Origin of the sequence: Nostoc sp. 'Peltigera membranacea cyanobiont' 232 (genome assembly GCF_002245985.1) — a bacterium.
Taxonomy (GTDB): domain Bacteria; phylum Cyanobacteriota; class Cyanobacteriia; order Cyanobacteriales; family Nostocaceae; genus Nostoc.
The window spans coordinates 23,796-44,888 of the sequence record NZ_NOLK01000063.1 but is presented as its reverse complement, the minus strand read 5'-3'; the positions used below and the strand labels follow the sequence as shown (position 1 = coordinate 44,888).

The following is a 21,093-nucleotide window of genomic DNA, read 5'->3' as shown; positions in this document are numbered from 1 at the left end:
GGCATCGCAGTACTGATCTACCACGGTGATCGTGGAGGTAGCCGTTCTTGAACCCAATTAAATACCCTTGCTAAGTTAAACTCTTAGTAACTAATTATACTCTCATGAGAGTAATAAAAGAGCGTTAGGTTGTTCCACAATTCCATCTCTCCATAAACACCTCTTATCATTGCTTATTGTCTATAATTTGGATGAGTGAAAATTAAGGGTGATGCGTCCTTACTATAATTTTTTATTCGCCAAAAAATACAGTACTTGTCCATTTTATATAAACTGATAGTAGAATGAATTACTATCAATTTATATTTTTATTATGCTGACTGTTTAATCTGGGTTAAGGCTATTAACATTTCTTCTCGATTGAGATGTCGTTTCTTACCTGTTTTAGATTCTTGGATAGCGTAACTCCATTTTATTCCAGCTTGTGAGCATTTTTTTCTCAACTGTTGAACAGTTATCGGTTTGGTTGTAGATAGTTGATTTTTGTTGTTGTTAGATATCCTAATTGGGGATTTTTCAGTTAAGATTTCGCTTTTGGTTACAGTGTGTTTTATAAATGTATTACGGTGACAGTCCTTTTCAAAGGCGACAGATATTTCTAGTATGAATTGGAAAATAAAGAGAGTAGAAAATCCGTAGATGAGGATGTAGAGGATTGCTGTTAGGATAAACTGTGCTAATTCCATTGTTTTAACTTTTGTTGATATAACTTTAACTGGTTGTTTATGAAGCGATATACCAGTTGTTGCTTATATCAAGCGTCAGCTTTTGTGGTGTTTTCAAAAAAAAGAGGACAATATTGCTCTATTGGATTTGATATTACATCAAAACCAAAAATTTTTATATTACAAGATGTAGTTATAGGGGTTTGTGCCGAGCGCATGGGTAGTACCTCTGGTTTGACTAAACTTTTGGTTCAAGCAGTCGAAGACAATTTGCTGGTTGCGTCCTTTTTTAGGGACGAGTCCTTAGTGTTAGCACGGTAGAAAGATATCAAAACATTCATGACACTGTTGCAAAATAATATAGCTAATAGACTGGCTAATAAATGGGAAAACGAGCTTTAATTATAGCCTTTAGAAAAATAAAAATGGTTAAGACTTTACTCTTAACCATCTTTTGAAAAATCTTAGAAGTGAATTTGTTTATTTTTGATGCATTATTGTGGGTATTTGCCACTAGTTGTGGTTTTTATTACTACGGGCTTTTCCACCTGATTGCATTTTAAATCGTACTTGCTTTCCGACAGCTATTTCAGCAATGTTGCTCACATCTCTACCAGATTTGTGTGCCTCTAGAATTGCCTTGTTATTAGCTTGGTACTTGATAATTCTAAACTCCGAAGGGAAATCTTGATCGTCTACCTCTACTAATAAGTTAGCGACTTTTGTTGGGTTATCCCTGATTTCAATTACCCTTTCTTTACCGATGTTTTTGTCATTTATTAATCCAATCTCGTGTAGGTGGATGAGAGTGCGTTTGATTTGTTCAAGTTGGGTCTTCCGGCGTAAAATCACCTTATCGTGGAGTTCGACTGCCCGTGCTTTTCTTTCCTCCCATACTTCCAGATCAAGATTTAGCTGATCGACAACCCAGGCGATCGCATCAATTTTGGTTTCCATGCCATCCTGGATTGCTATGAGGTTCTGGAGAAGTTCCTCAACTTTGCCCTCTTCCCCTAACTCAGAAGCGGATTCGATTTTTCCCCAGAGTTTGGCGGCATCGAGGGATAGCTCTTTGAGGGTGAGTTGGTTGATTGAACGTTCTATTGCTTGAGTCATGATTTGTTCCTACTGATATGAAAAACCACTGCCGACAAGGTTGACAACTGGTGGAGGAGGGGTTTCACAAACGCTCTTTCACTCATTGGACAGCAACCGAAGTGAAATATTCATGGAGCATCTCTACGAGACGCTCCGCGAACACAGACAGTCTATGTAGAAGGCTGTCCAATGAGTGTCCAGGTTCAGCCCAAGGGTGAAAGTCGGCTTGTGAGGGTAGATTTGGCTTAATAGTTGTACTGCATGTGGAAATAGTCCGACTTTAAGAGCGCCATCTCTGCAATTGTGTCGTAGTAATCCGCTTCGTCTTTTACTGTGCTGACTTGCTGTTGTTGTGGTGCAGGTTTTGCGCTTGTTTGGTTGGCTTTTAGTCTAGAATTAGTGGTAGTTTTCATTTTTGGTGCAACTTCAATTCGCTCAAATTGAATTGCACGTCAGTGCTTGCCGTGGTTTGGGACGTTTGAAGGGGAGAACTAATTTTTGCAAGGACTTCAGTAATTTGCTCGCTTGCTAGATAATTTAGAATTCCAGTTGTCGGGTTCCTCAAATAGTAACGAGACTTCATCAACTAAACGTATATATGATTTAGAGCAAAAAATCGATTCGATAAATAATCGGTTGACTCAGTTTACCTCTTGCATTATGCAGCTTCAAAGTAATATTAATAATAAACCTCGGCGAGGAAAATCATACAACAGCAATTACTATTATCAAGGTCAATCTGTTAAAGTTCAGCCAATACCGGAAGAAAGTTTAGCCTCAAGGTTGGGGGTAACTCCAGAAAGTTTACGCAACGAAAGAGAAAGTCAACCAGCAGCACTTTTTTTTGCTTGGTGTAAGCGTAAAGATACTTCTGGTATTGGCTGGGAATTTAATGAGAAAACAAATTTGTATCATCCAGTTACTTAACTTTAATCAAACACTGTTTGCTCAAATTATCTATCAATTAAGCAATTAATAGATAATTTTATCTGCGGTTAAATATAATTTTATTGAAAATATATTTATTAATTGTGCAGAGCCTGCCTGAATCCGTTCTAAACCCCGTCCATTTTGAAACCTGGAGTTTTTAAGGAGAGTGTATTATTCTGTCGTGGCTTGAGTTCTGAACTTTACTCTAATTCCAAAAAACTATGGTTTTCAAGGTAGACGCGGTTTAATATAGATATTATCTTATTATTATTTTTTAAGTCACACCATGACCGAAGCTAAACATACCCGTGTTGCCCGTCGGGGACGAATATTCCCCGAAATCCAATGGACAGAAGAACAATTTGCCCAATGGAAAGCAAAACAAGATGAGTTTTACCAGCGCTGCAAACCCATTTTCGATCTCGTCCGACCCGAACTAATTAAAACTCACTACAACTGGTACATGGCAGTCGAACCAGAAAGCGGTGAGTATTTTGTTGCATTAGATGAGATGACTGCTATTAAAATGTCATCTCAAAAGCACCCAAAATGTCCCGTTTTTATATTTAAAATTAACGAGACTGGAGTTGCTGGGACAATATGATATCAGGAAGGTTTGGTGATGGAGAGGAGTTAATTTTTGAAATTGAATTGATTGCATTTGATGGATTTGAATTACCAATTGATGCAGTTTTAGATACGGGGTTTTCTGATTGGTTAGCTCTTGACAAGCAGGATTTGGAGGGATTTGATTGGGAATATTTAGGCGAAAGAAGTATGCTGATGGCAAGAGGTGTATCTAACTTTGATATTTATGCTGGAAAAGTCAGAATTGATGGTGAGGTGTTTGATATTCCTGTTTATGCAGGTAATGGAGTACCTGAAGTTTTACTCGGTCGTCAATGGTTAAAAAATAAGCGTTTGCTTGTTGATATGCCATTACTGTTATTGACTTTAGGATATTGATACAAAAACGATCCCTTTTCTCCCCCTTAAAATGATTGTCATTCTTTAATTCACCCTGCCTCTTGTTTTTCTTGGAATAATTTATTCTTTGGAAGTCCCTTATGCAGAAAGTTTTTCGGAAAAATTTACCTGCGACATAACTTGTGTGCGTATTGAATTAGCAGCCTTATCGGCAATTTCTTCTCTATCAGAATCAGTAAGAAGTACTGCAAGTAGTGATTTGAGGGCTTCGCGGTTAGATATAAACTCTTCACCGTATAAATCATTTTGTAACAAAGTAGCTTTTAAGCGAGGTACCAATTCAGGCGTAGGAGATAGCAACCGCTCTTTAATGCGTGCCTTTGCAGTCTCTGTTGCAGAAGTTGTACCTATACCTAAATCCCATGTTTCAATTATTAGCCTAACTTCGCGGTTGAGAGATACACGCAGCGTTGATAGACGACCAAATAAAGGAAGATTGAGCATTAAAGGTGCTAATGCACTACCCCAATCCAAACCAGCGCCGATAGTGCAATTTGCTTCATCTTCGATGCAAACAGCCTCATCAAGCCATCCTTCACCAAAAAGTAAATCTACAGCTTCTTGGGTTGTTATTGACTCGTTTGCCTCAAAATTATTATTTTGCTGTTGGTGATTCATAAATTTTTACCTGATCTTCGTCTCAATGCACCATACTCAAAATAAACTAAATTATCATAGTCTTCTTCAGATCCGCAGTTCAACATGTTTTGTTTTTCGTAAAATCCTTCAGACCTTGGTAAGGAATGCAACCCAACTCTACCTTCATACCCTAACTCAACACTTCTAATTCTTGCGAAATTTAATAGTGCTTGACCAACACCTTTGAATTGAGGCGGGCGTTGAATCTCAATTCGATTAGTTGGGGCAGTAGTAATGCCATCAACATAAACTAGCCTCTTACCAATATTTAACCGAGAACCGTGCATTTGCGTTTCTATTATCATTAATCCTTGGGTTTTGTTCTCGCACTCGACTGCGTAACCTTCAATATTTTCTTGATTGGCAATATATCTTAATTTGAATACCCAGTCCCAGTATTTATCTTCTTGACTAAATAACCTTAAGTTTTCCACCCAATAATTAACATAATCATCAACGTGTCTTTGTCCTAAATCTATCAAATAGGCTTCAACATATGTATTGTCAACACCCCTTTTTAATTCAATTTTTCGTTGCACCATTAGCTCCTAATTGTCATCTGCTTCTATTACCTCAATAATTCCAGCCTTATATCAGGGCGATCGCATCTAAATTAGTCCCGATCAAAACTGTGCTTTTACCCCCTGGATGATCAAATGATGAACCATAACCTGACCAAAAGTTAACGTCATCTCAAGGGTTATAGCCAAAACGGAAGATAAAACTTTGCATCAATCTGATTTTACTTGAGTGGGTGATACAGTTCGTCAAGAGCATTCCATTCCCAAGCCGTACTCATCGGATCGCGGTTTCGAGACCAACTCAAAAATTCTTTGGTGCTAAGTTTTTCTCTTTCTGCAATCAGGCTTTGGGGGGTGATGCCGAGTCTTGGGGCAAGGCTTTCATTTGTCCTTGGTTGCAGTTCAACTTGTGTTTGTTGGTACGGGTACGCCGTTTGTCTTCGCCCTTTGCTGTTGCTCAATCTCCCAGAGGCGATTGCCCGTTCGATAAGATCCAGCTTCTTGGCGATTCCTTCTAGTTTTGTTTCCACTGAGGAGCTTTGATCGGCAAGATGGGATTCCAGTTTATCCAGCTTTTTCTCTAGCTGTTTAATTGATTTACTGCCTGCTGTTATATCGATATCATTTTTGCTATCAAATTTTCCTAGTAATTCCTCTAAGGCTTGCAGCAAGGCAATTGTATGCCCTTGTCTGTGTTAGTTTTGATAATCGCCGAACCACCCCAATTAGTGGAACGGGCACGCGGATCATCTCGCTGGGTGGGGACTTTTGGTCAGGCATTTGATATCATTTTTGATATCGACAAGCTGATTATAAAAGGTTTAGTGGAATGCTGTAATTCACTGAGTATTAATTGTGTCGATGTGTTTCATAATTGTCATATATCGATACAATTTGCGACAGGAGCGATAGGCTTCGCTATATCTACGCCAAGTAAAGTGTTTAACAGTTGGGAATCGGGTAGGATCTAAACCGACCTCCGAAATAATGGTTTGCACTGTTAAGATACCAAGACCATCAATCTGACTTTTCCCGTTAAGTCTCTCTAGCAAGCTGCCAACGGGAGCAAAGGTTGTGCAATTTTAACCAGCCCCTCCACAGTACCTGGATCCCAATCGGAGTTTTATGTCGATGTTCATGCGGAGCCACCAAGACGAGCGATGGCAACCAAGCGCCCAAGCAACTGTTAATACCTTGGGGAGTTTGGGTGATTTGGCGCTCATTACCTTGATCTCAAGGGGATTGAGCAGTTCAGTAGCGTTGGTATCAGGCTGGGTGCGGTGTAAATAAGTCAGCTGCAACAGTTCAACAGCAATTATACTCAAAAACCAATAGTATTGCCTTCATACCATCGGCAGCAAGTCTGTATCGTTCAACTTGACACCCCGATTTTAAAATTTTATGATATTCCTCTACTCGCCAACGGTAAGAATACCAACGCAGAATTGTAGCAGCCATAGAAGCATCGGTGACTGCTTCTGTTGTCAATAACATCCATTCTACAGGAGTTTCACCTTCTGGACAATCTATTTCTATGGCATAAACAGCATAAACTTTAAGTGGATCTCGATTATCAAAACGGTAAGGAGTACGGAGATTAACTTGGCAAAATCGCACCTCTAATTTAGCTTTGCGAGGAGAACGCTTACTAGTTTCTGGGAGTTGAATTTCTTGCCGTAATGAAATGGGTTGAGCTTCTAATTTGGCCCACAAGCGCTCACTGTTAGGGTCTAAACTCCGGTTTTGAGCAGCACGAACCACAACCCCTGTATGCTGAAGTTCACGAACTTTATCAAAGACCTCTGCTATATCACCTTCACGATCAAAAACATGGATCACGCGAGTAGATTTGCTAACACTGCTTTCTATCGTAGTCAGTGCTTCTACCCAACGATAAGATTCTTTCTCCTCAAAGGGGCGTTTTCGGGCTTCATACCTAGCTTGCGCTTGGCGTTTTTTCTTCTGTTCTGGTGTCTCATATGAGTGGTGGCTTCTGTTTTGGCTCTCGATGCCAAACTTTTTGCCATAACAGGCATCACCGCGCCAAAAGGTTAAAATTGTACGCTAAGGCTGTAATCCTTGTACAGCAATAGTTTCCGCCCTACCTTTCATCGGATGATCGCCTAGATCAGATGGATATTCGTCAAGTTTTTCACGGCAACGAAATCTTAAGGTAACTTCACCTGTTGTTTTTCTCGTAGTCCAGTAAATACCATGAAGTTTTTCTACAGGATTACCGATTATCTCTAAAGCAATTGTGCCATCGTGGGGCTGGCTACGTTCTGCAACTGATATAGAGGGAGAACTCGTGTAGCAATATCCAAGCTTTCGTAATTGCTCATCACTATCCAGCCAGAAGTCGGCGAAGTAACTTCGACTTGTCATCTCTGCTGTACGCATAACACAACTAATATGAGTGAAGGACTGTTTAATTGTGAGAATTGTGGGTATAGGGCCGGGAGTCTCCCCAGTCTGCGGATTCTTCCAGGTCGTTTGTATGCTTCCTTGCCAAGTCCCTTCAATATAAGGGAAGGGAACAAGCCACTTCTGAAAAATTCGCCATTTCCAAGCATAGGTGACAAACCCTACCCATAAAATCACCAGAATTGGAATTGTTTTATAGGCAATCTTCAATGCACTCCAGATGTCTGTAATCTCTGCACCTGTGACAAGTGCGACACCGATAAAACAAATCGCAAACAGTGCAAAAAGAAAATATGCAAATGATTTGGCTTTCAGATTCTTCATGTATATCCAATATAATTCCAGACTGCTTGGAGAAAATTATTCGCCTCCTGGCGAGTCCACGGTTGAGAATTGCGGAAGAGATACTTCAATTCATTTACTTCACCCCATTCAGAACAATCTTCATCTTTACGTGTGCGACTCCAGATGTTTACAATGATATATCGAAGAATTTCTGTGTATGACTCTTTTGAGAATGCTTCCAATGCAGCATTCCAAACCAGGCATTCGATAAGAAACGACGAAATGTTTTTGGCTCCTGATACGTTCTCGCTCTGCATTTTGTCTCGGAGACGTTTCAAAATGCGAATAACCCGTTTATATTTCCGGCCTGTACTATTATTTCTATTTACCCCATTATCGTAAGTCTGCTGAGGCCAATTCTGTATCAAACTACCGTTATCCGGCTTGAAGGCAACACCTGAAATGTAGTGAGGAGTGCCATCTGTGTTCCATCTTCCTGTGTAGTGTCGATGCTCGAAAGTAGGCACTACATCTGCATCAATTCTGTAAGTGTTTGCATGAACATCAAAAGCTTTATTACCTCGTGTAACCCCATTTCTACCAAAGTAATTGACTAACGCCTGCTCAACCATATTCTTGAATTCAGCAAAGGATATAGCACTACCCACATTACCAAACGTGTTTCGTGTAGTACCACTGGGATAGTCTGGAAAGAATGCTGAGTTATAGCGGACACATATATCTACATCACTGTTCTGTCTAACATTTGTGCGGGCACGGTAAGAGCCTTGAGCAAAAACGGAAATGTCTAGGCTTGATAGTTTAACATCAGCTTTGATCGCTTTGCGAACAATTCTCTCTGCGTTCTCACATTTATCAGACTCTGTTTGGCTAGGCCCCCTCGACCAAGAAACAAAGGTATCTTCGGATATATTCATGTACTAAAAGTCTCCCTACCTCATTCTTGGGCGGTATATTATTACAGTCACTTCCAATACTGCAACCACCACTGTTTCAATTTCATCCAATAACTTTGCTTTTGTTTATCGCTCTTTGGTTTCTCTGTCATCACGTTACTAGAAGCATCTTCAAAGTATTTCTCTTTTGCAGAACGATCATATATTCTGGCAGCGTCAATCTCTTCTTGTGACCATTGGACAGCCCATATAACATCATTATGTCTGATCCAATAATGAGACTTACACTCAAAACTCCAGTTACCAATTGAAGGCTCAAGCGAAATTGATTTACCGTTAAAGATTAACTTCCAATCGGTTGGGCTTAGTGGAGTAAAAACCTCATTTCCACATCCGCAGCAACATTTATGAGCTACGGTTCCAAACTTTATAGACACATAGATAGTGTTGTCATTGAGGTTATCAGGAATATATTCAACAAATTCGTGTCTAAGCACTGTTTCAGCCTTCTAACTGGTCTTCGTTAATTAGTGTATTGCCATCTATGGTATATGTAGTATTATGTTCCTCGTTGAAGTCTCGATAGAATCCAAATATTTTTTTCCACTTTATTACAGCTAAGGCTGCATTAAGAGCATTCAGATCAGCAATCTGAATATTTTGAGCATAGTCGTTGTTACCGTTATTGTCTGAAAAAGAAACTCTTTTATTTATATGCTCACGCTGTTCTATAGTGCTAGTCGTGACTCTTAGTATCCCCCCTAACGATTCATCAACTAAATTCACACCAATTCCGACATCAATGAAAGGAATGCCAAATTCTTCTAATTTTTCAATAATTAGTTTTTTTGCTGTACCTCTATCAAGGCAAAGGAATACAAACTTCATCTTCTTTAAATAATTAACGCTTATTTCATCCTCAATATAGAAAGCATGAGGAATAATACCTTGATGCATTTTGGAGTACAGTTCCTTGAAGTAAATTACCTTATAAGGAATTTCCCTCAGTTCATCAATTGATGGCGCACCTGGAGACCTAAATGCGTTATGTTGAAATAATTTATCTCCATCAAATAGATGAACTCTTTTGACAGGAGTTTTGGCTACTAGATCCAACACGTATGTTCCCGTTCCACCTAAGCCAATAATAGCAACATCTTCCAGTGCTAATTTCTGAGAAATTAGATTGATACCCGCCCTACTTGATGCGGTATCACGATAACAGAATGGCGATTCTCCTTCCTCCGATTGGATAACTGAGAAATTCTTTGCTGTGACAGCCGGATCAATTGCTTGTGCAGGACTAGAAATAATAGCGATATACGTAGTCAGCTTTTCATAATAGTTTGAATAGCCTTGAGGAGGTTTGCTTGAAAACGTATGTTGAACTTCAACTCCCTGAGTGAGTTGCTTTCTTGTACTCGCATGTTTGATCTGAGTTATTTCTGTCCCGTCTTTATGGCAAGGATGATCACCGCCAAACTCAATAACGTGTGTACTAGGTTTAGTGGTTACATCGCCAGCAAGAGTCAATTCTGAAACAAGCATCCCGTATTTGATTTCTCGGTTGGAGTTTAAATACGGAATATTTTTGACCAGTAGATAGCCTGAGTTGATCTCCAGATCAAAGCCTTCATCTTGTAGACGCTTTAAGTCAATGCTACGACTTATCAGTTGCTGTGACATTGAAGATCATCCCATTTTTAATATGTACCGATTGTCCTTCGACTAGAGTTCCTTCAGGCCTGCTGCCTTTGCCCTTCTCGTATGTAACTGTAAAAAGGATGTTTTCGCCTGTCGGCGGACTACTAAATGCCAAAGAGACAATCTCGGTAAACGATAATTCCTTTGAAGTAACCTCTTTGGGACGACCGTTCACGATGATCTTGAATTCTTTAGTGCTATAGAAATGCTCGTCTTCTTTGAGATGAATCTCATTTCCATCATTCGGGATGACTTTATCTTCCTGCTTTCCCTCTACCTCCTGAAACAGCTCGAATCCATGAGGAACGTGCCCAAGTACATAAAGCGCCGAACCTGTTGTTGGATTCGGCGACTCGAACTGCTTACGATCTATATGGACACGGACTTTACTATGCCCTACATCATACTTGTGTTCTTTTTCGTTCATCATTAAATCCTCACACCAAAATAGCTAATACAATACAAACCCCTGATGCTAATCGTGATAGAGTGAAACTATTCCATCTCTGCAACAACGTTGCTTCAGTGATTCAAATCTATTATATCACCTCTGTAACAGCGTTGCAATAGTGAAACACAAACGAAAGGATTTTTTATGGCTAGGCTTACACTTGAGCAACTTGGCCCCCTCATCAAGAAACGAAGGGGTAGCAGAGGACTGAGACAAGTTGCGGCAGAAATGAATATCAGTGCGGCAACCCTATCACGAGTAGAGGCAGGAAAACAGCCTGATCTAGACTCCTTTACAAAAATTTGTGCCTGGCTCGGAGTCGATCCTGGTGAAGTTCTTGGTTACAAGGAGCATGGAGAAACAGAAACTGCATCCAAGCCCAACCAAACGGTGATGCTTGCTCACTTTAAGGCAGGCAAGACAATGAGTCCAAAAACCGCGCAACATTTGGGTGCATTAATTCTTGCTATTCATCAAGCTGCCGTGGCAGAGGACGACGAATGATCGGCCCAATATCAAAAAATGACGAAGCACTGTTCGTTCGGGGTTTCAAATCACGATGCGAGAACACTGCGATTCAGATTAGATCACATTTAGGACTGAAAGATACAGACCCATTGTTTGCACGCGAAGTCGCAAAGTATTTAAATGTATTTATCTGGGAACTCGCCAATGTGCCAGGCTTACCCCGCGAAACGCTTCGTTACCTTCAATCACCGGAGGGCGATGAATGGTCTGCTGTTACCGTCCGCTCAGGAACAAAAGACATTATCGTACTCAATCCGTCCCATTCAGTTGCCCGCCAATCCAATGATCTGATGCACGAGCAGGCTCACATCATTCTTAACCATGAATCATCCCAGATCATCGTATCTGATAGCACTGGCATAGGCTTTCGTACATTTGATAAGCGCCAGGAGGCCGAAGCCGATTGGTTGGGTGCTTGTCTCTTACTCCCTAGACCTGCTATCGCTGCCAGTCATCGTCAGAAGATGGATGTTGAAGCTGCGGCCGATTATTTTGGTGTTAGTAAGGAGTTGTACAAGTATCGACTACGTATAACGGGCGTAGAGAAGCAGCTATCTCGTTAAGCATAGCTATGGCTATTCCTGTCCTGAAGATTCTGGCATCACCGCGCCAAAAGGGTAAAATTGTATGCTAAGGCTGTAATCCTTGTACAGCAGCAATAGTTTCCGCCCTACCTTTCTGAGGTAATATTTCATGAGATAGAGAAGCAACTAGAAGTTTGGTTTAAGAAACGTTGATAATTACGTTTCTTACTTTGCATCTCAAAGCCAGTTTTAGAGCGCATTTGCAGAGCCAGTACCGCGCAACAACTCTGCGTGGCATTGGCTCAGAATTTTCCTTAGCGTACAAAAAACCTTTTTTGGCACGGTGATGCCTGGGTTGCGATCATCATCACCTACGCTTGTTATCAAAATTCCCTGTCTGCAAAAAATCCTTTCCAGTTTGATTTTGGGAATCAATGGTTCCTATGAAGCTAAAGAGTGCCCAAAACATCTGTGTAAAATATTGTGGCATCTGCGCGAAAAAGAAATTTGTATCCAATTGATAAATTCCTTAGCAAGGGACTCGTATTTTCCATAGATTTGCTGTATCTTGTTTATTCCGTGCAATGATTAACACCCAACTTCTCCAAATTTTACTGTCATCCAAATTTTCAGCCAATGCTTTTGGAGAGCAGTGAATGAAAACTTTTAATACATAGATATGAAGATCATCAAAAAATCCGACAAGCTGACTCTGAAGAAAATGATGGAAATCCAACACGCTGAAGACCAAAATCTTCTCTTCTGTACCGTCAATTCTTCAGCCCCTGTGGTTGATGAGCAACCAGCAGCAATTCCAGTGGCTAGAGTTCCTGACTATATTCCATTCTTTGACAATCCTCCAGTACAGTCTGTTGGCAACTCTGGCTGGCAGATTTCTGACATTTGGCGGGATATCCGGGTGGATGATTTTTGTGGGTGATACTCCTGATAAACATAGGCAAAAAAGAATACGTTACTTTTGTGGTATACGTACTGTCAAAAACAGGAGTTGCTCTTTGGTAAAGAAGCCTACCAAATAATCAACGGTAGCATTAAAGTTGAGTGCGTAGACGTTTAGGCGGCAAGGCGATAGATATTGCAATGGCTCAATGGGTAAACGAAAGAGAAAACATCAGAAGACATCCTTCCCTTGGATGGTAGAAGAAGAAAATCTGTTCATTGCAAAGACTGGTAACGAAATAGTTACAGATGCTGGATGGGAGAAAATTTCATTTGAAGAAGCGAGAAAACTATTTAGTCCCGAAACATTTCAAGAATGGTACGAACTGTTCCTAGAAAATACAGATATTTCGGAAATACTTTCAGAATCTAACGTAGATATAGATTTAGATGATGAATCAGCAATAGATAACTTTTTACAAAGGAGCAACTGGACACCAAAACAAGTTAATTTAGTTGTAGCGAAGGCTATCTATAAAAATCATGCCTGGGTGAGAGCATTGCTGATTTCTACACCTGATGTTGAAGAACCCTACTTTCAAAATTATGAAATGGAGGCAATTCGTTTAGGAGTCCAATTGCGGAAATACATCAAAGAAGATATTCCAGTAATTAATGACTGCAAGAATGCTGTCAGACATTTACATGGAAGATATGCCCTCATTGGCTGGCAACCAAGAAATTGTGTGACAGCAGCTCACAACCTAAAAATATCTCAAGCAACTAAGGTTTACAATGAACTTCTCTGGGATGAAGATTGGGTAGATGAAGAAGACTGTTCAGGAGATTGACAGCTTTGATGATATCTAGGACTTACGCACTGTACAAATTTATGATCTTGTGAATTAACGAAAATACGTCGTTTCAGGCTTTTATAAATTATCCTCAGATCAATAGCGATCGCCTAAAAAGTGTCGAAAAATCAAGGTTTAATGCCTGAAATCCATACCACATATTTGGTATTTCCTGTCAATGCGTAAGTCCTAATATCGTTGAAGTGACTTGGCTTTTGCTAGACAATGATTGCGTCTAGAAGCGATCGCACTTAGGTGCGGTTTACTTAAGTAATCAACGATAATAAATGTACTCCCGGCTCCTGCTCATCGCCCCACTAATTCTGTTAAAATCGCGTCTTCCAGCACGTAAATTTTGAGGCAGTGCCATGTGTGCAAAGGGATTTGGGCAATCTCAACCTACTAAAATCGATAAACTTGTTGAATCTGCGGTGCGTTATTGCCACAAGCGACACCCAGAAGCCTTAGAGGGTGTTTATAAAATAAATATTAAGGACTTGAACAACGATGATTGCGACCTAATCGACGTAACATCAGATGGGTCATAGCAGCATATATCATGGTTTCACTGGTTTTGGGGCAATACTCGTAGTCTTTACTCAGACGGCGATAGCGACCTAACCATGCAAATGTACGTTCTACAACCCAACGTCGAGGCAATATCTTAAAGCCTGAAGTGTCATCAGAACGTTTGACGATCTCAATTGCACAACCAATAAAATATCTGACCCAATCGACTAATTTTCCTGCATATCCAGCATCCGCCCAAATTAAATGTAATTTGGTTTACTGAGTATTGAATTTTGTCTAGCACGAGTTTTGCTCCATCACGGTCTTGAACAGAAGCAGCATGTACAACAACCATCACGCATTAAACCCATCGTATCCACAAGGATATGGCGCTTGCGACCATTAATCTTTTTTCCGGCATCATAGCCGTCAATTCCTCCTTTTTCAGTCGTTTTAACGCTTTGAGAATCTATGATTCCTGCGGATGGTTCAACGTCTCGTCCTTCGATTTTCCTTAACTGCGATGGCGTAACCGCCCGCTGGAAGCGATCGCAAAGTTGAATGGATTTTTTGCCATATACCCAAGCGTAGCCAACGTTGAAAATACGAGTATACAGTTTGCCAGCATGGCAAATCATGAGGCATCATTCGCTCCCGTGCAACCGGCACGCAAAATGTAAAAAATGGCGTTTACCACGCGATCGCATATCGACTTCACGCTTTTTTCCACGTTTACGCTTACGATAACCGGAATCATTGATTTAATCAAATTCCATTCTATGTCGGAAACGTCTGTGGGATAAGGTTTTCGGCTCATTGTACCCGATTCAAATAACACTACTTCCTATGTATGAACAAAATAAGTGTTTTGGGGAATGACTGCGATGCTCTTTATCTTTTATTTATAAACACCCTCTTAGACAGCATCTTTGATTATCTATCTGTCAACCTCAACCAACAAGTAGTAACAGGGATTTTGGCAGCATTGCAGAAAGATATTGACACTTTGAGTTGGTTTTGCGGCTACATGGCATCAGAAATCAACCGCAGTGAGGACAACCAAAAGCCCCATCATCCCATCGCGGAACTTAGCAAAACTCTCATTACATCGGGAATGGAACCCTTTACTGATTTTATGCCTTACCCAGGTTGCCGCATCGTTATACTCAATTCGGAAAAATTTGAATCATTGCCAGAGTCAGTATATTAATCCAGAAAATAGAGACATATTGGAAAAGTTAAAGCACACTAGTAAGAGCAACTTTAACTATTCAGTAATGGTGTGGCAATGTGGCTAAAATATGGTGTTAATGAAGAAGGTATCTTGATATGTATTGAAGATATAGCAATCCTAAATGAGTTGTGAAAAATTACACATAACGATAAACTGGATTTAATTAATATAGACAAAATGCACAAAATGCACAACTCCCTATATGAAAGAGTTGCTTTTTTGGCTAATTTAAGTACAGGTGGTGAAGGTATTTTTACTGGTGCTGATATTTCCCAGGACAAAGTTATTGCTACTGGTGATACCCTACTCGGCTCTACAGTGACTCAACTTGGTTTTTCTAGCCAGGGATTGAATAATTCTGGTCAGATTGCTTTTTATGCAACCTTAGCTGATGGTATTAGTGGTATTTTCCGTGCAGATCCCCAAACTATACAATCCCAATTAGTTCCTGAATCAACTAATACATGGGGAATTATCACGTTTGGGATGGTGGTTATGGGTTTAATCAAAAAACGGGTATTGTCAGATAGAAACTGACACTTTTATCAAGCACCCCAGACTGGGTTCATGTCTGTTTGGGGAATGCTGGGGAGCGATGGGCTTACTCCCCACGCTTTAAGAGCGATCGCTCTTAAAGCGTTACAAGTTTCCTCTAAGAAACCTTTAGAGGGCGTAGTTTATCGCCTTAAGTTGGTAGCCTGGTACTAAATCACGTATTTCAATGAGTGCGATCGCCCAAGTGAAATCGCGGTTACGCCATCGCCCCTAGCAACTTTTCCTCTAAGAATTCAAGTTCAACATCACTTAAAAAACTCCCATTCACTCTAGCAATAAATTTTACTCTAAAAATGGATTTTACGGATATACACTGAGGTAGATTGCGATTTTGCATGGTTAATATGTAACAAATCATATAGCAAGCCCTACTTAGGCTAGAAGGTAAAGTTTAGAAGTTAAATGACTATCAAAAAACCCTTGGCTATCAACCAGCCAGAGGTGGGGCAGATCATTCGTGATCTGCGGCTTGCCTTCGGGCTAACGCAAGAACAGTTTGCAGCAACTCTCGGTGTGACATATACCACGATTAATCGTTGGGAGAATGGACGCTCAACGCCGTCGCCGCTAGCGATGGAGAAAATTGAGGGGATGTTGGAAAAGATCGGAGATAAGGGTAAGGATTTGTTGGCTAAATATTTGCGGAATTAGTTGTTTGCTCAGTTTTGGTATGAGCGATCGCAACTGTGATGTGGCGATTGCAGATTTAAGCTGTCAATGAACCGGGCATTAAAATCCAGACTATCCACTCTGCCAAGGGATTACAGTACCGTGCTGTCATCTTGATGTGGGCAGACCACCTACCGCGACAGTTTGATGATTCAAATGAAGCAGAAGAACGTTCTTTGATGTACGTTGGTACTACTCGCCCAGAAGATTTTCTAGCTATCAGCGCCTCCGGTTACTCGACATTTATCTCTGAAATCGAAAATTCAAAGAAAGCCGATTTTGCATAAACGCCCAATTTCCGACCGTTTTTAGTCGTGGCGTGTGCTTAGTTGTCAGTCGTCAGTATTGTTATTCGGCATCTGCGAAGTGAAGTGGCGATCGCTCCTATTCAAGGGAGGAAACCCCAGGCGATCGCACCCCAACCCCTAATTCGTCCAAAGTGCTAACTCCAACTGCCCAGGCGAGGTATTCGTTCTGCCCCGCGCTCGACTGTGCAGCGCAATGTGGCATGGTGTGCAAAGCGGAATTAGGTTCTCTGGTCGGTTATCTTCAGGCGTAAAGTTGGCATGGTGTACCGATAGCGTCAATACAGTCCACTCAGAGCGCGTCAGTTCCTTTGACTTCTCACCTGGGCGCAGACATTGCTGATTGCAGTGCCGACAGCGCCAATGTGCTGCCGCTTTAATGGCAGTGGCTATGTCGTCCCAATCATCCGCGTATCGCTCTCTATAAATAGGCATTTTCCTACAGTACAGATTAAGCAGTTGGAGAATTTTAATAACTGTACCAAGTTTTGGTATCGGCAGAATGCAATCTCCTTTCTTCTACGACAAGAAATCAAACACTGTCCCACTCTCCAAAAGGGACGAAGTGAGAAAGCGCTTGTCCATCTTAAAGCCAAAAGTATTAAATTAAGTTCCTATAAGGTTTGTAATTAAAAACCCAATTTTCAAATTCTTCACTACTCATCTGTGACTGCTCCTGCATTTGCTGATCGTCCGCCTCTGTGTTAGTTGTGTAGTAACGCATTTCGCCCAATGCACTACGGGTTTGTATCAACTGTGTACGGGGGATGCGACGTTGAGAGTAAGTAGCCAAAGCTTCTTGAATGCTGGATGCTTGGGAACAGCACAACGCTAGTTCATATGCGTCTTCAAACGTGCTATTTGCTCCCTGTCCCAAAGCAGGTGCCATTGGGTGAGCTGCATCACCTAATAAAGTAACTCTTCCTTGACTCCAAGAGTTGAGCGGTAAGCGATCGCAAATTGGTGTCTCCCAAATTTGCGATTCTGGAGTTTTTTCCACAAGCGATCGCAATGATTCTCCCCAGTCAGCTAGTTGCTCAAGAACCTTAGATTTGACAAGAGCCATATTTTGGGAAAGAGTACAATCTTGTAATAACTTACGATATAGCCACGAAATATACCCATCACCGACATTCAGCAGGTACATAAATTCTTGATTACCTTTAACAAATCCGAGTTCACCCGGATTAAGTACTTCTTGGTTGCAATTGATAACACTACGCCAAGACATACTTCCTAAATAGCGGGGTTTGCCGTCTCCAATTAAAGCTTCTCTAATCGCAGAGTTGATACCATCGGCTCCAATTAGTAATTCTGCACTAATCTGTTCCCCATTCTCAAAATATATTGACACACAACGATCATTTTGTTCAAAACCGATGCAGCGATGGTTAAGATGAATACTCTCAGACGGCAGTTTAGACGCAAGAATTTGCTGCAAACGCCACCACCAAACGGTGATTAATGACTGACCGTATTTATCTTGAAACCTACTTCCTGGGTTAGTGCGAATTGTTTCACCTTGAGTATTCTTTAAAACGGTTGTCCTCACCTCAGAACCTAAAGTTTTGATAGTTTCTACTATGCCCGGTTCAATAGCATCAAGGAAATTTAAACCATTTGGTAGCAATCCCAAGCCACCACCAACAGGACGAAATAAGAGTGCTTTTTCGTACACTTGAACATCACACCCCAGTTTCCGGAGTGCTACAGCAACAGCCAAACCCCCAAGTCCAGCACCAATAATCGCCACTTTTTCGATAAGTGGTCTGGATAACTTCTCAACTTGAGCTTTTTCTTGTGCGCTTGTGTGGGGTTTCATACTTAATTTAACGTTATCATTGTTTAGAGCGATCGCTATGCGTATGTGAGTCCCGCGTATAAAGTTATGTTACACTATGAAGCGTGGTGCATTGTGAGACTTGATTTGCTTCGTGCCCTCACCCACCAAAAAAAGCCACTCACTTCAACTGAAGCTTAATTCTTTAAGTAGAGGAAACTGATAATTAGAAATACATATACTGCATAGTAATCAAGCAAATATTCATTGTATATGCCCCTAGTTTTAGACCAACTGGGGGCTTTTTTTAAGTTTTTTATCCATCTGGATTGGGAATATGTCAAAAGAAATAACAACAATTTAACTACTCCTTGGGGCTCAGGGCAATTAATTCTGTTGACAGATTGGATGTCAATGTTTGGGCTGTTAATCTGTATTTGTTCGGAAAAAAGTTATATCAGTTAAAAACAATGAATATTCTTGCTTGGATTGTTTTAGGTCTAATCGCTGGCGCTATCGCCAAGGCTATCTACCCCGGTCATCAAGGCGGCGGAATTCTGGCAACAATTATTTTAGGAATCGTTGGTGCATTTATTGGCGGTAGTTTGGGTGTATTTTTCAGTACGGGAACTCTAGCATTAGCTGCTCCAACTTTCAGCATACCGGGTTTATTAGTAGCAGTTTTGGGTGCAATCGTTGCCGTTTTCTTGTGGAATCTAATCAACCGCAGCAGTGCTGTATAAGAAATTAAATTGCAGTCAATTAATAGTAAACATCAGGGAACTTAATGACTATTTCTCTCCCTGAATTTAATTAAAACAGTAGCGTCAGCCTATGGTTAGGTTGGCGCTATTATTATATTTTTGGTCAAGTTTTTGTGCTTGGGGCATTGGATGCGATCGCTCTTATGTCCTGATTGCCAGCCAAATTTACTCAACATCTGCCAGAGCTAGAATTTTGTTGAAATTGTAGACGTTATCGGAGGTAACAGGCTCAGTTTTAGTTGGTGGTGCAGCTTGTTGCCAGAGTCTTAACAGTCCGACAGCAAAATCAAATGCCTCCTTCAGTGCAAAGGCGAGTGTCAAAATTTCAATTGTGTAAGTGAGAGCTAGTTGCATATTTCAAGTTGTCCAAAGTTTTGAATGCTGCAAGCTATGCATTCATCTTACAGATAAGTGATCGCACCTATTGCCCTGTTTAATTTTCCTCTAAGAATTTCTTTGGTTAGCTGTGATACTTGCCTGATGGGGATGCGATCGCCTCCGGCGGGCGGGTACGCCATCGCATTCCCCCAATCCCACAAGCGCTGCAACCACAAAAGAAAACCATACGCCGGACTCACGGATAAAAATGTTACAAAACACTACTCAAATAGTTGCCGCCACTTAAATGTAGTTTAATAATTATTTCGCACTTCTAATAGGAGATTCCTGAACCATTGAAATCGCCATATTTATAACTTGCTGCTTAGATAAAGCCCTAGATTGTACCTCAAAAAATAAACCGTTTTGTTTCCAAAAAACATGATGTCTGTAACCAGCACGCGCATAAAAGTAAAAACCTTGAATTCCTGATTTTAAATTAATTGGTTTAGCATTGCTGTGGTCGGTAGCATGAACTTTTCCCCCCGTCAGTTTCCACAGCACCCAGGTGTCAATCGCAAATTAATACCCTAAACTATCTACACTACCGCATATACGTGGGTGTAGATATGGCAAAAATCGAACGGGAATCAATTAACTTCAAACTGCCCAAATCCCTAACAGCAGCACTTCGCAAAGTAGCAAGCGATCTGCCGTAGGCGGCAGCGCTTCGCTATCGCAACACCACCGCTACAGATTTAGTAATTCAAGGGCTGCATCACATCCTGGGTGTCGGTTCGCGGACTAATTGAAAAATTTTTAACGGTGCTATCGGGGTTCTAGCTCCTTTTGTCGCAGACAAGCTTGAAAATTAGTCGCGGAGTATATGAAAAATTCCCGACCTTATTCGCGGACTAATTGAAATTTTCTGCATAATTGGGGTGAAAGGTGCAAAGTAAATGCAGGGTAAGGCTTTCGAGCAACGACCCTGTAAATGGCGATCACCGTGTAGTACGAAATAATAAGGGTTACACAAACATATTTTCAATTAGTCCGCGAATATTTTCAAGCTTGTCTGCGACAATTTTCACTTTGTCTGCGAACCGACATAAACCACCTCGCTAACAGTGCAGATAAGCGTGTAGACACTGGTGTAGAGAACAGACTAAGCTCGTTGGAGCAGAAACTAGAAACGCAAGCACTACAGTTAGCGGGACTTAGACATTTTTTGTGGTCAAAAAAGCCTCAAAGCTATATACATCAATCATTTCACCTCGATTTAGTTTTTTTATTGATATATCTGGGTTTGGGCGATTTTTTGGGGTTTGAGGTATATCCCTTGCCCTAAATGGATTTGAGGCTTTTTTCTCGTTGTTTTTTGTCTAAGTCCCGTTAGCAAAAATTGAAGGAGCCATAACAACCCTTAGTCAGCAGCAATCGCATACAGGTGGGGGCTACAGAAGGCAAGCTTTTAACTATCATCCTCCACAACTAGAACTTCAGCCCTACACAGGTGAAAATTTAGCGAAAA

General features: G+C 40.9%; 28 protein-coding genes and 3 pseudogenes. 14 read left to right on the top strand and 17 right to left on the bottom strand.

Features of this window, described 5'->3' with window-relative positions:
• Positions 1–311: 311 nt before the first annotated feature.
• The 3 genes from CDG79_RS20835 to CDG79_RS42550 all read right to left on the bottom strand — a co-directional run bounded on the left by CDG79_RS20835 (position 312) and on the right by CDG79_RS42550 (position 2,176).
• Positions 312–686, bottom strand: coding sequence for a hypothetical protein (locus CDG79_RS20835; protein WP_094343819.1), 375 nt, complete (start codon positions 684–686; stop codon positions 312–314).
• Between the two features lie 492 nt (positions 687–1,178).
• Positions 1,179–1,781: a hypothetical protein gene (locus tag CDG79_RS20825; protein WP_094343817.1), complete on the bottom strand. Its 603-nt coding sequence runs from the start codon at positions 1,779–1,781 to the stop codon at positions 1,179–1,181.
• Positions 1,782–2,008: 227 nt separating this feature from the next.
• Positions 2,009–2,176 carry a hypothetical protein gene (locus CDG79_RS42550; protein WP_186227466.1) on the bottom strand — a complete coding sequence of 56 codons (168 nt, stop codon included), beginning with the start codon at positions 2,174–2,176 and terminating at the stop codon, positions 2,009–2,011.
• Between the two features lie 112 nt (positions 2,177–2,288).
• Between CDG79_RS42550 and CDG79_RS20820 the strand changes: the two genes are divergently transcribed.
• The 3 genes from CDG79_RS20820 (at position 2,289) to CDG79_RS20810 (ending at position 3,659) form a co-directional block, all read left to right on the top strand.
• Positions 2,289–2,690: a hypothetical protein gene (locus CDG79_RS20820; RefSeq protein ID WP_223278233.1), complete on the top strand. Its 402-nt coding sequence runs from the start codon at positions 2,289–2,291 to the stop codon at positions 2,688–2,690.
• A gap of 289 nt (positions 2,691–2,979) precedes the next feature.
• Positions 2,980–3,297, top strand: coding sequence for a hypothetical protein (locus CDG79_RS20815; RefSeq protein WP_094343816.1), 318 nt, complete (start codon positions 2,980–2,982; stop codon positions 3,295–3,297).
• Complete coding sequence (locus CDG79_RS20810; protein WP_029631251.1) at positions 3,294–3,659, top strand: aspartyl protease; 366 nt, start codon at positions 3,294–3,296, stop codon at positions 3,657–3,659. The genes CDG79_RS20815 and CDG79_RS20810 overlap by 4 nt, the downstream gene beginning before the upstream one ends.
• Positions 3,660–3,758: 99 nt before the next feature.
• Here the strand turns inward: CDG79_RS20810 and CDG79_RS20805 are convergent, their stop codons facing one another.
• The 9 genes and pseudogenes from CDG79_RS20805 to CDG79_RS20755 form a co-directional block, all read right to left on the bottom strand.
• Positions 3,759–4,298 carry a hypothetical protein gene (locus CDG79_RS20805; RefSeq protein ID WP_094343815.1) on the bottom strand — a complete coding sequence of 180 codons (540 nt, stop codon included), beginning with the start codon at positions 4,296–4,298 and terminating at the stop codon, positions 3,759–3,761.
• Positions 4,295–4,858 (bottom strand): GNAT family N-acetyltransferase, encoded by a 564-nt coding sequence (locus CDG79_RS20800; protein WP_029631254.1) that lies wholly within the window; start codon positions 4,856–4,858, stop codon positions 4,295–4,297. Before CDG79_RS20800 ends, CDG79_RS20805 begins: the two co-directional genes overlap by 4 nt.
• Positions 4,859–5,061: 203 nt before the next feature.
• Positions 5,062–5,620: pseudogene (locus tag CDG79_RS20795) on the bottom strand (hypothetical protein).
• A gap of 255 nt (positions 5,621–5,875) precedes the next feature.
• Positions 5,876–6,872, bottom strand: a pseudogene (locus CDG79_RS20780) (IS4 family transposase); the annotation flags it as partial.
• A 32-nt stretch (positions 6,873–6,904) separates the two neighbouring features.
• Positions 6,905–7,588 (bottom strand): hypothetical protein, encoded by a 684-nt coding sequence (locus tag CDG79_RS20775; RefSeq protein WP_094343811.1) that lies wholly within the window; start codon positions 7,586–7,588, stop codon positions 6,905–6,907.
• Entirely contained in the window at positions 7,585–8,487 is a 903-nt protein-coding gene (locus CDG79_RS20770) for a nucleotidyltransferase domain-containing protein (protein ID WP_094343810.1), read from the bottom strand. Before CDG79_RS20770 ends, CDG79_RS20775 begins: the two co-directional genes overlap by 4 nt.
• A gap of 47 nt (positions 8,488–8,534) precedes the next feature.
• On the bottom strand, positions 8,535–8,963 hold the full coding sequence (locus CDG79_RS20765) for a DUF6527 family protein (RefSeq protein WP_094343809.1): 429 nt from the start codon (positions 8,961–8,963) through the stop codon (positions 8,535–8,537).
• A 4-nt stretch (positions 8,964–8,967) separates the two neighbouring features.
• Entirely contained in the window at positions 8,968–10,152 is a 1,185-nt protein-coding gene (locus tag CDG79_RS20760) for a ThiF family adenylyltransferase (protein WP_094343808.1), read from the bottom strand.
• Complete coding sequence (locus tag CDG79_RS20755) at positions 10,127–10,600, bottom strand: multiubiquitin domain-containing protein (protein ID WP_223278232.1); 474 nt, start codon at positions 10,598–10,600, stop codon at positions 10,127–10,129. Before CDG79_RS20755 ends, CDG79_RS20760 begins: the two co-directional genes overlap by 26 nt.
• Before the next feature lie 165 nt (positions 10,601–10,765).
• On the opposite strand from CDG79_RS20755, the gene CDG79_RS20750 reads away from it, so the two are divergent.
• From CDG79_RS20750 to CDG79_RS42540, 5 genes are all read left to right on the top strand, one after another.
• Positions 10,766–11,125, top strand: coding sequence for a helix-turn-helix domain-containing protein (locus CDG79_RS20750; RefSeq protein WP_094343807.1), 360 nt, complete (start codon positions 10,766–10,768; stop codon positions 11,123–11,125).
• Complete coding sequence (locus CDG79_RS20745) at positions 11,122–11,712, top strand: ImmA/IrrE family metallo-endopeptidase (protein WP_094343806.1); 591 nt, start codon at positions 11,122–11,124, stop codon at positions 11,710–11,712. The genes CDG79_RS20750 and CDG79_RS20745 overlap by 4 nt, the downstream gene beginning before the upstream one ends.
• 640 nt (positions 11,713–12,352) lie before the next feature.
• Positions 12,353–12,613: a hypothetical protein gene (locus CDG79_RS20740; protein ID WP_094343805.1), complete on the top strand. Its 261-nt coding sequence runs from the start codon at positions 12,353–12,355 to the stop codon at positions 12,611–12,613.
• 169 nt (positions 12,614–12,782) lie between these two features.
• The gene (locus CDG79_RS20735) at positions 12,783–13,424 is read left to right on the top strand and encodes a hypothetical protein (protein WP_094343804.1); all 642 of its coding nucleotides are present in this window, start codon (positions 12,783–12,785) and stop codon (positions 13,422–13,424) included.
• Positions 13,425–13,795: 371 nt separating this feature from the next.
• The gene (locus tag CDG79_RS42540; RefSeq protein WP_189525068.1) at positions 13,796–13,975 is read left to right on the top strand and encodes a hypothetical protein; all 180 of its coding nucleotides are present in this window, start codon (positions 13,796–13,798) and stop codon (positions 13,973–13,975) included.
• On the opposite strand, the pseudogene CDG79_RS20730 reads toward CDG79_RS42540, so the two are convergent.
• Positions 13,917–14,754 (bottom strand): annotated as a pseudogene (locus CDG79_RS20730) (IS5 family transposase). The gene CDG79_RS42540 and the pseudogene CDG79_RS20730 overlap by 59 nt on opposite strands.
• A gap of 33 nt (positions 14,755–14,787) precedes the next feature.
• On the opposite strand from CDG79_RS20730, the gene CDG79_RS20725 reads away from it, so the two are divergent.
• The 5 genes from CDG79_RS20725 (at position 14,788) to CDG79_RS20710 (ending at position 16,682) form a co-directional block, all read left to right on the top strand.
• On the top strand, positions 14,788–15,147 hold the full coding sequence (locus CDG79_RS20725; RefSeq protein WP_094343803.1) for a hypothetical protein: 360 nt from the start codon (positions 14,788–14,790) through the stop codon (positions 15,145–15,147).
• A gap of 210 nt (positions 15,148–15,357) precedes the next feature.
• A complete protein-coding gene (locus CDG79_RS42535; RefSeq protein ID WP_189525066.1) occupies positions 15,358–15,708 on the top strand; it encodes a DUF7453 family protein in 351 nt (116 codons plus the stop codon).
• A gap of 30 nt (positions 15,709–15,738) precedes the next feature.
• Positions 15,739–15,879, top strand: coding sequence for a hypothetical protein (locus CDG79_RS42530; RefSeq protein ID WP_189525065.1), 141 nt, complete (start codon positions 15,739–15,741; stop codon positions 15,877–15,879).
• A 288-nt stretch (positions 15,880–16,167) separates the two neighbouring features.
• Positions 16,168–16,377, top strand: coding sequence for a helix-turn-helix domain-containing protein (locus tag CDG79_RS20715; RefSeq protein ID WP_317616595.1), 210 nt, complete (start codon positions 16,168–16,170; stop codon positions 16,375–16,377).
• Positions 16,378–16,454: 77 nt separating this feature from the next.
• Positions 16,455–16,682 (top strand): 3'-5' exonuclease, encoded by a 228-nt coding sequence (locus CDG79_RS20710; RefSeq protein ID WP_094343801.1) that lies wholly within the window; start codon positions 16,455–16,457, stop codon positions 16,680–16,682.
• Between the two features lie 138 nt (positions 16,683–16,820).
• On the opposite strand, the gene CDG79_RS20705 is transcribed toward CDG79_RS20710, so the two are convergent.
• Together CDG79_RS20705 and CDG79_RS20700 are read right to left on the bottom strand one after the other, a co-directional pair.
• The gene (locus tag CDG79_RS20705) at positions 16,821–17,135 is read right to left on the bottom strand and encodes an HNH endonuclease (RefSeq protein ID WP_094343800.1); all 315 of its coding nucleotides are present in this window, start codon (positions 17,133–17,135) and stop codon (positions 16,821–16,823) included.
• Positions 17,136–17,301: 166 nt separating this feature from the next.
• The gene (locus CDG79_RS20700; protein WP_094343799.1) at positions 17,302–18,522 is read right to left on the bottom strand and encodes an FAD-dependent oxidoreductase; all 1,221 of its coding nucleotides are present in this window, start codon (positions 18,520–18,522) and stop codon (positions 17,302–17,304) included.
• A gap of 428 nt (positions 18,523–18,950) precedes the next feature.
• Here CDG79_RS20700 and CDG79_RS20690 point away from each other — a divergent pair, with 428 nt between their 5' ends.
• On the top strand, positions 18,951–19,223 hold the full coding sequence (locus tag CDG79_RS20690; protein WP_089131554.1) for a GlsB/YeaQ/YmgE family stress response membrane protein: 273 nt from the start codon (positions 18,951–18,953) through the stop codon (positions 19,221–19,223).
• Between the two features lie 186 nt (positions 19,224–19,409).
• On the opposite strand, the gene CDG79_RS20685 is transcribed toward CDG79_RS20690, so the two are convergent.
• Positions 19,410–19,598, bottom strand: a complete 189-nt coding sequence (locus CDG79_RS20685) for a hypothetical protein (RefSeq protein ID WP_094343797.1) — start codon at positions 19,596–19,598, stop codon at positions 19,410–19,412.
• A gap of 285 nt (positions 19,599–19,883) precedes the next feature.
• Entirely contained in the window at positions 19,884–20,126 is a 243-nt protein-coding gene (locus CDG79_RS20680; RefSeq protein WP_143855531.1) for a hypothetical protein, read from the bottom strand.
• Positions 20,127–21,093 lie beyond the last annotated feature (967 nt).

Coding starts and splice junctions, on each gene's coding strand:
- CDG79_RS20835 (WP_094343819.1), bottom strand. CDS start 686: ATGGAATTAGCACAGTTTATCCTAACAGCAATCCTCTACATCCTCATC.
- CDG79_RS20825 (WP_094343817.1), bottom strand. CDS start 1,781: ATGACTCAAGCAATAGAACGTTCAATCAACCAACTCACCCTCAAAGAG.
- CDG79_RS42550 (WP_186227466.1), bottom strand. CDS start 2,176: ATGAAAACTACCACTAATTCTAGACTAAAAGCCAACCAAACAAGCGCA.
- CDG79_RS20815 (WP_094343816.1), top strand. CDS start 2,980: ATGACCGAAGCTAAACATACCCGTGTTGCCCGTCGGGGACGAATATTC.
- CDG79_RS20810 (WP_029631251.1), top strand. CDS start 3,294: ATGATATCAGGAAGGTTTGGTGATGGAGAGGAGTTAATTTTTGAAATT.
- CDG79_RS20805 (WP_094343815.1), bottom strand. CDS start 4,298: ATGAATCACCAACAGCAAAATAATAATTTTGAGGCAAACGAGTCAATA.
- CDG79_RS20775 (WP_094343811.1), bottom strand. CDS start 7,588: ATGAAGAATCTGAAAGCCAAATCATTTGCATATTTTCTTTTTGCACTG.
- CDG79_RS20770 (WP_094343810.1), bottom strand. CDS start 8,487: ATGAATATATCCGAAGATACCTTTGTTTCTTGGTCGAGGGGGCCTAGC.
- CDG79_RS20760 (WP_094343808.1), bottom strand. CDS start 10,152: ATGTCACAGCAACTGATAAGTCGTAGCATTGACTTAAAGCGTCTACAA.
- CDG79_RS20755 (WP_223278232.1), bottom strand. CDS start 10,600: ATGATGAACGAAAAAGAACACAAGTATGATGTAGGGCATAGTAAAGTC.
- CDG79_RS20750 (WP_094343807.1), top strand. CDS start 10,766: ATGGCTAGGCTTACACTTGAGCAACTTGGCCCCCTCATCAAGAAACGA.
- CDG79_RS20745 (WP_094343806.1), top strand. CDS start 11,122: ATGATCGGCCCAATATCAAAAAATGACGAAGCACTGTTCGTTCGGGGT.
- CDG79_RS20740 (WP_094343805.1), top strand. CDS start 12,353: ATGAAGATCATCAAAAAATCCGACAAGCTGACTCTGAAGAAAATGATG.
- CDG79_RS20735 (WP_094343804.1), top strand. CDS start 12,783: ATGGGTAAACGAAAGAGAAAACATCAGAAGACATCCTTCCCTTGGATG.
- CDG79_RS42540 (WP_189525068.1), top strand. CDS start 13,796: ATGTGTGCAAAGGGATTTGGGCAATCTCAACCTACTAAAATCGATAAA.
- CDG79_RS20725 (WP_094343803.1), top strand. CDS start 14,788: ATGAACAAAATAAGTGTTTTGGGGAATGACTGCGATGCTCTTTATCTT.
- CDG79_RS42535 (WP_189525066.1), top strand. CDS start 15,358: ATGCACAACTCCCTATATGAAAGAGTTGCTTTTTTGGCTAATTTAAGT.
- CDG79_RS42530 (WP_189525065.1), top strand. CDS start 15,739: ATGTCTGTTTGGGGAATGCTGGGGAGCGATGGGCTTACTCCCCACGCT.
- CDG79_RS20705 (WP_094343800.1), bottom strand. CDS start 17,135: ATGCCTATTTATAGAGAGCGATACGCGGATGATTGGGACGACATAGCC.
- CDG79_RS20700 (WP_094343799.1), bottom strand. CDS start 18,522: ATGAAACCCCACACAAGCGCACAAGAAAAAGCTCAAGTTGAGAAGTTA.
- CDG79_RS20690 (WP_089131554.1), top strand. CDS start 18,951: ATGAATATTCTTGCTTGGATTGTTTTAGGTCTAATCGCTGGCGCTATC.
- CDG79_RS20685 (WP_094343797.1), bottom strand. CDS start 19,598: ATGCAACTAGCTCTCACTTACACAATTGAAATTTTGACACTCGCCTTT.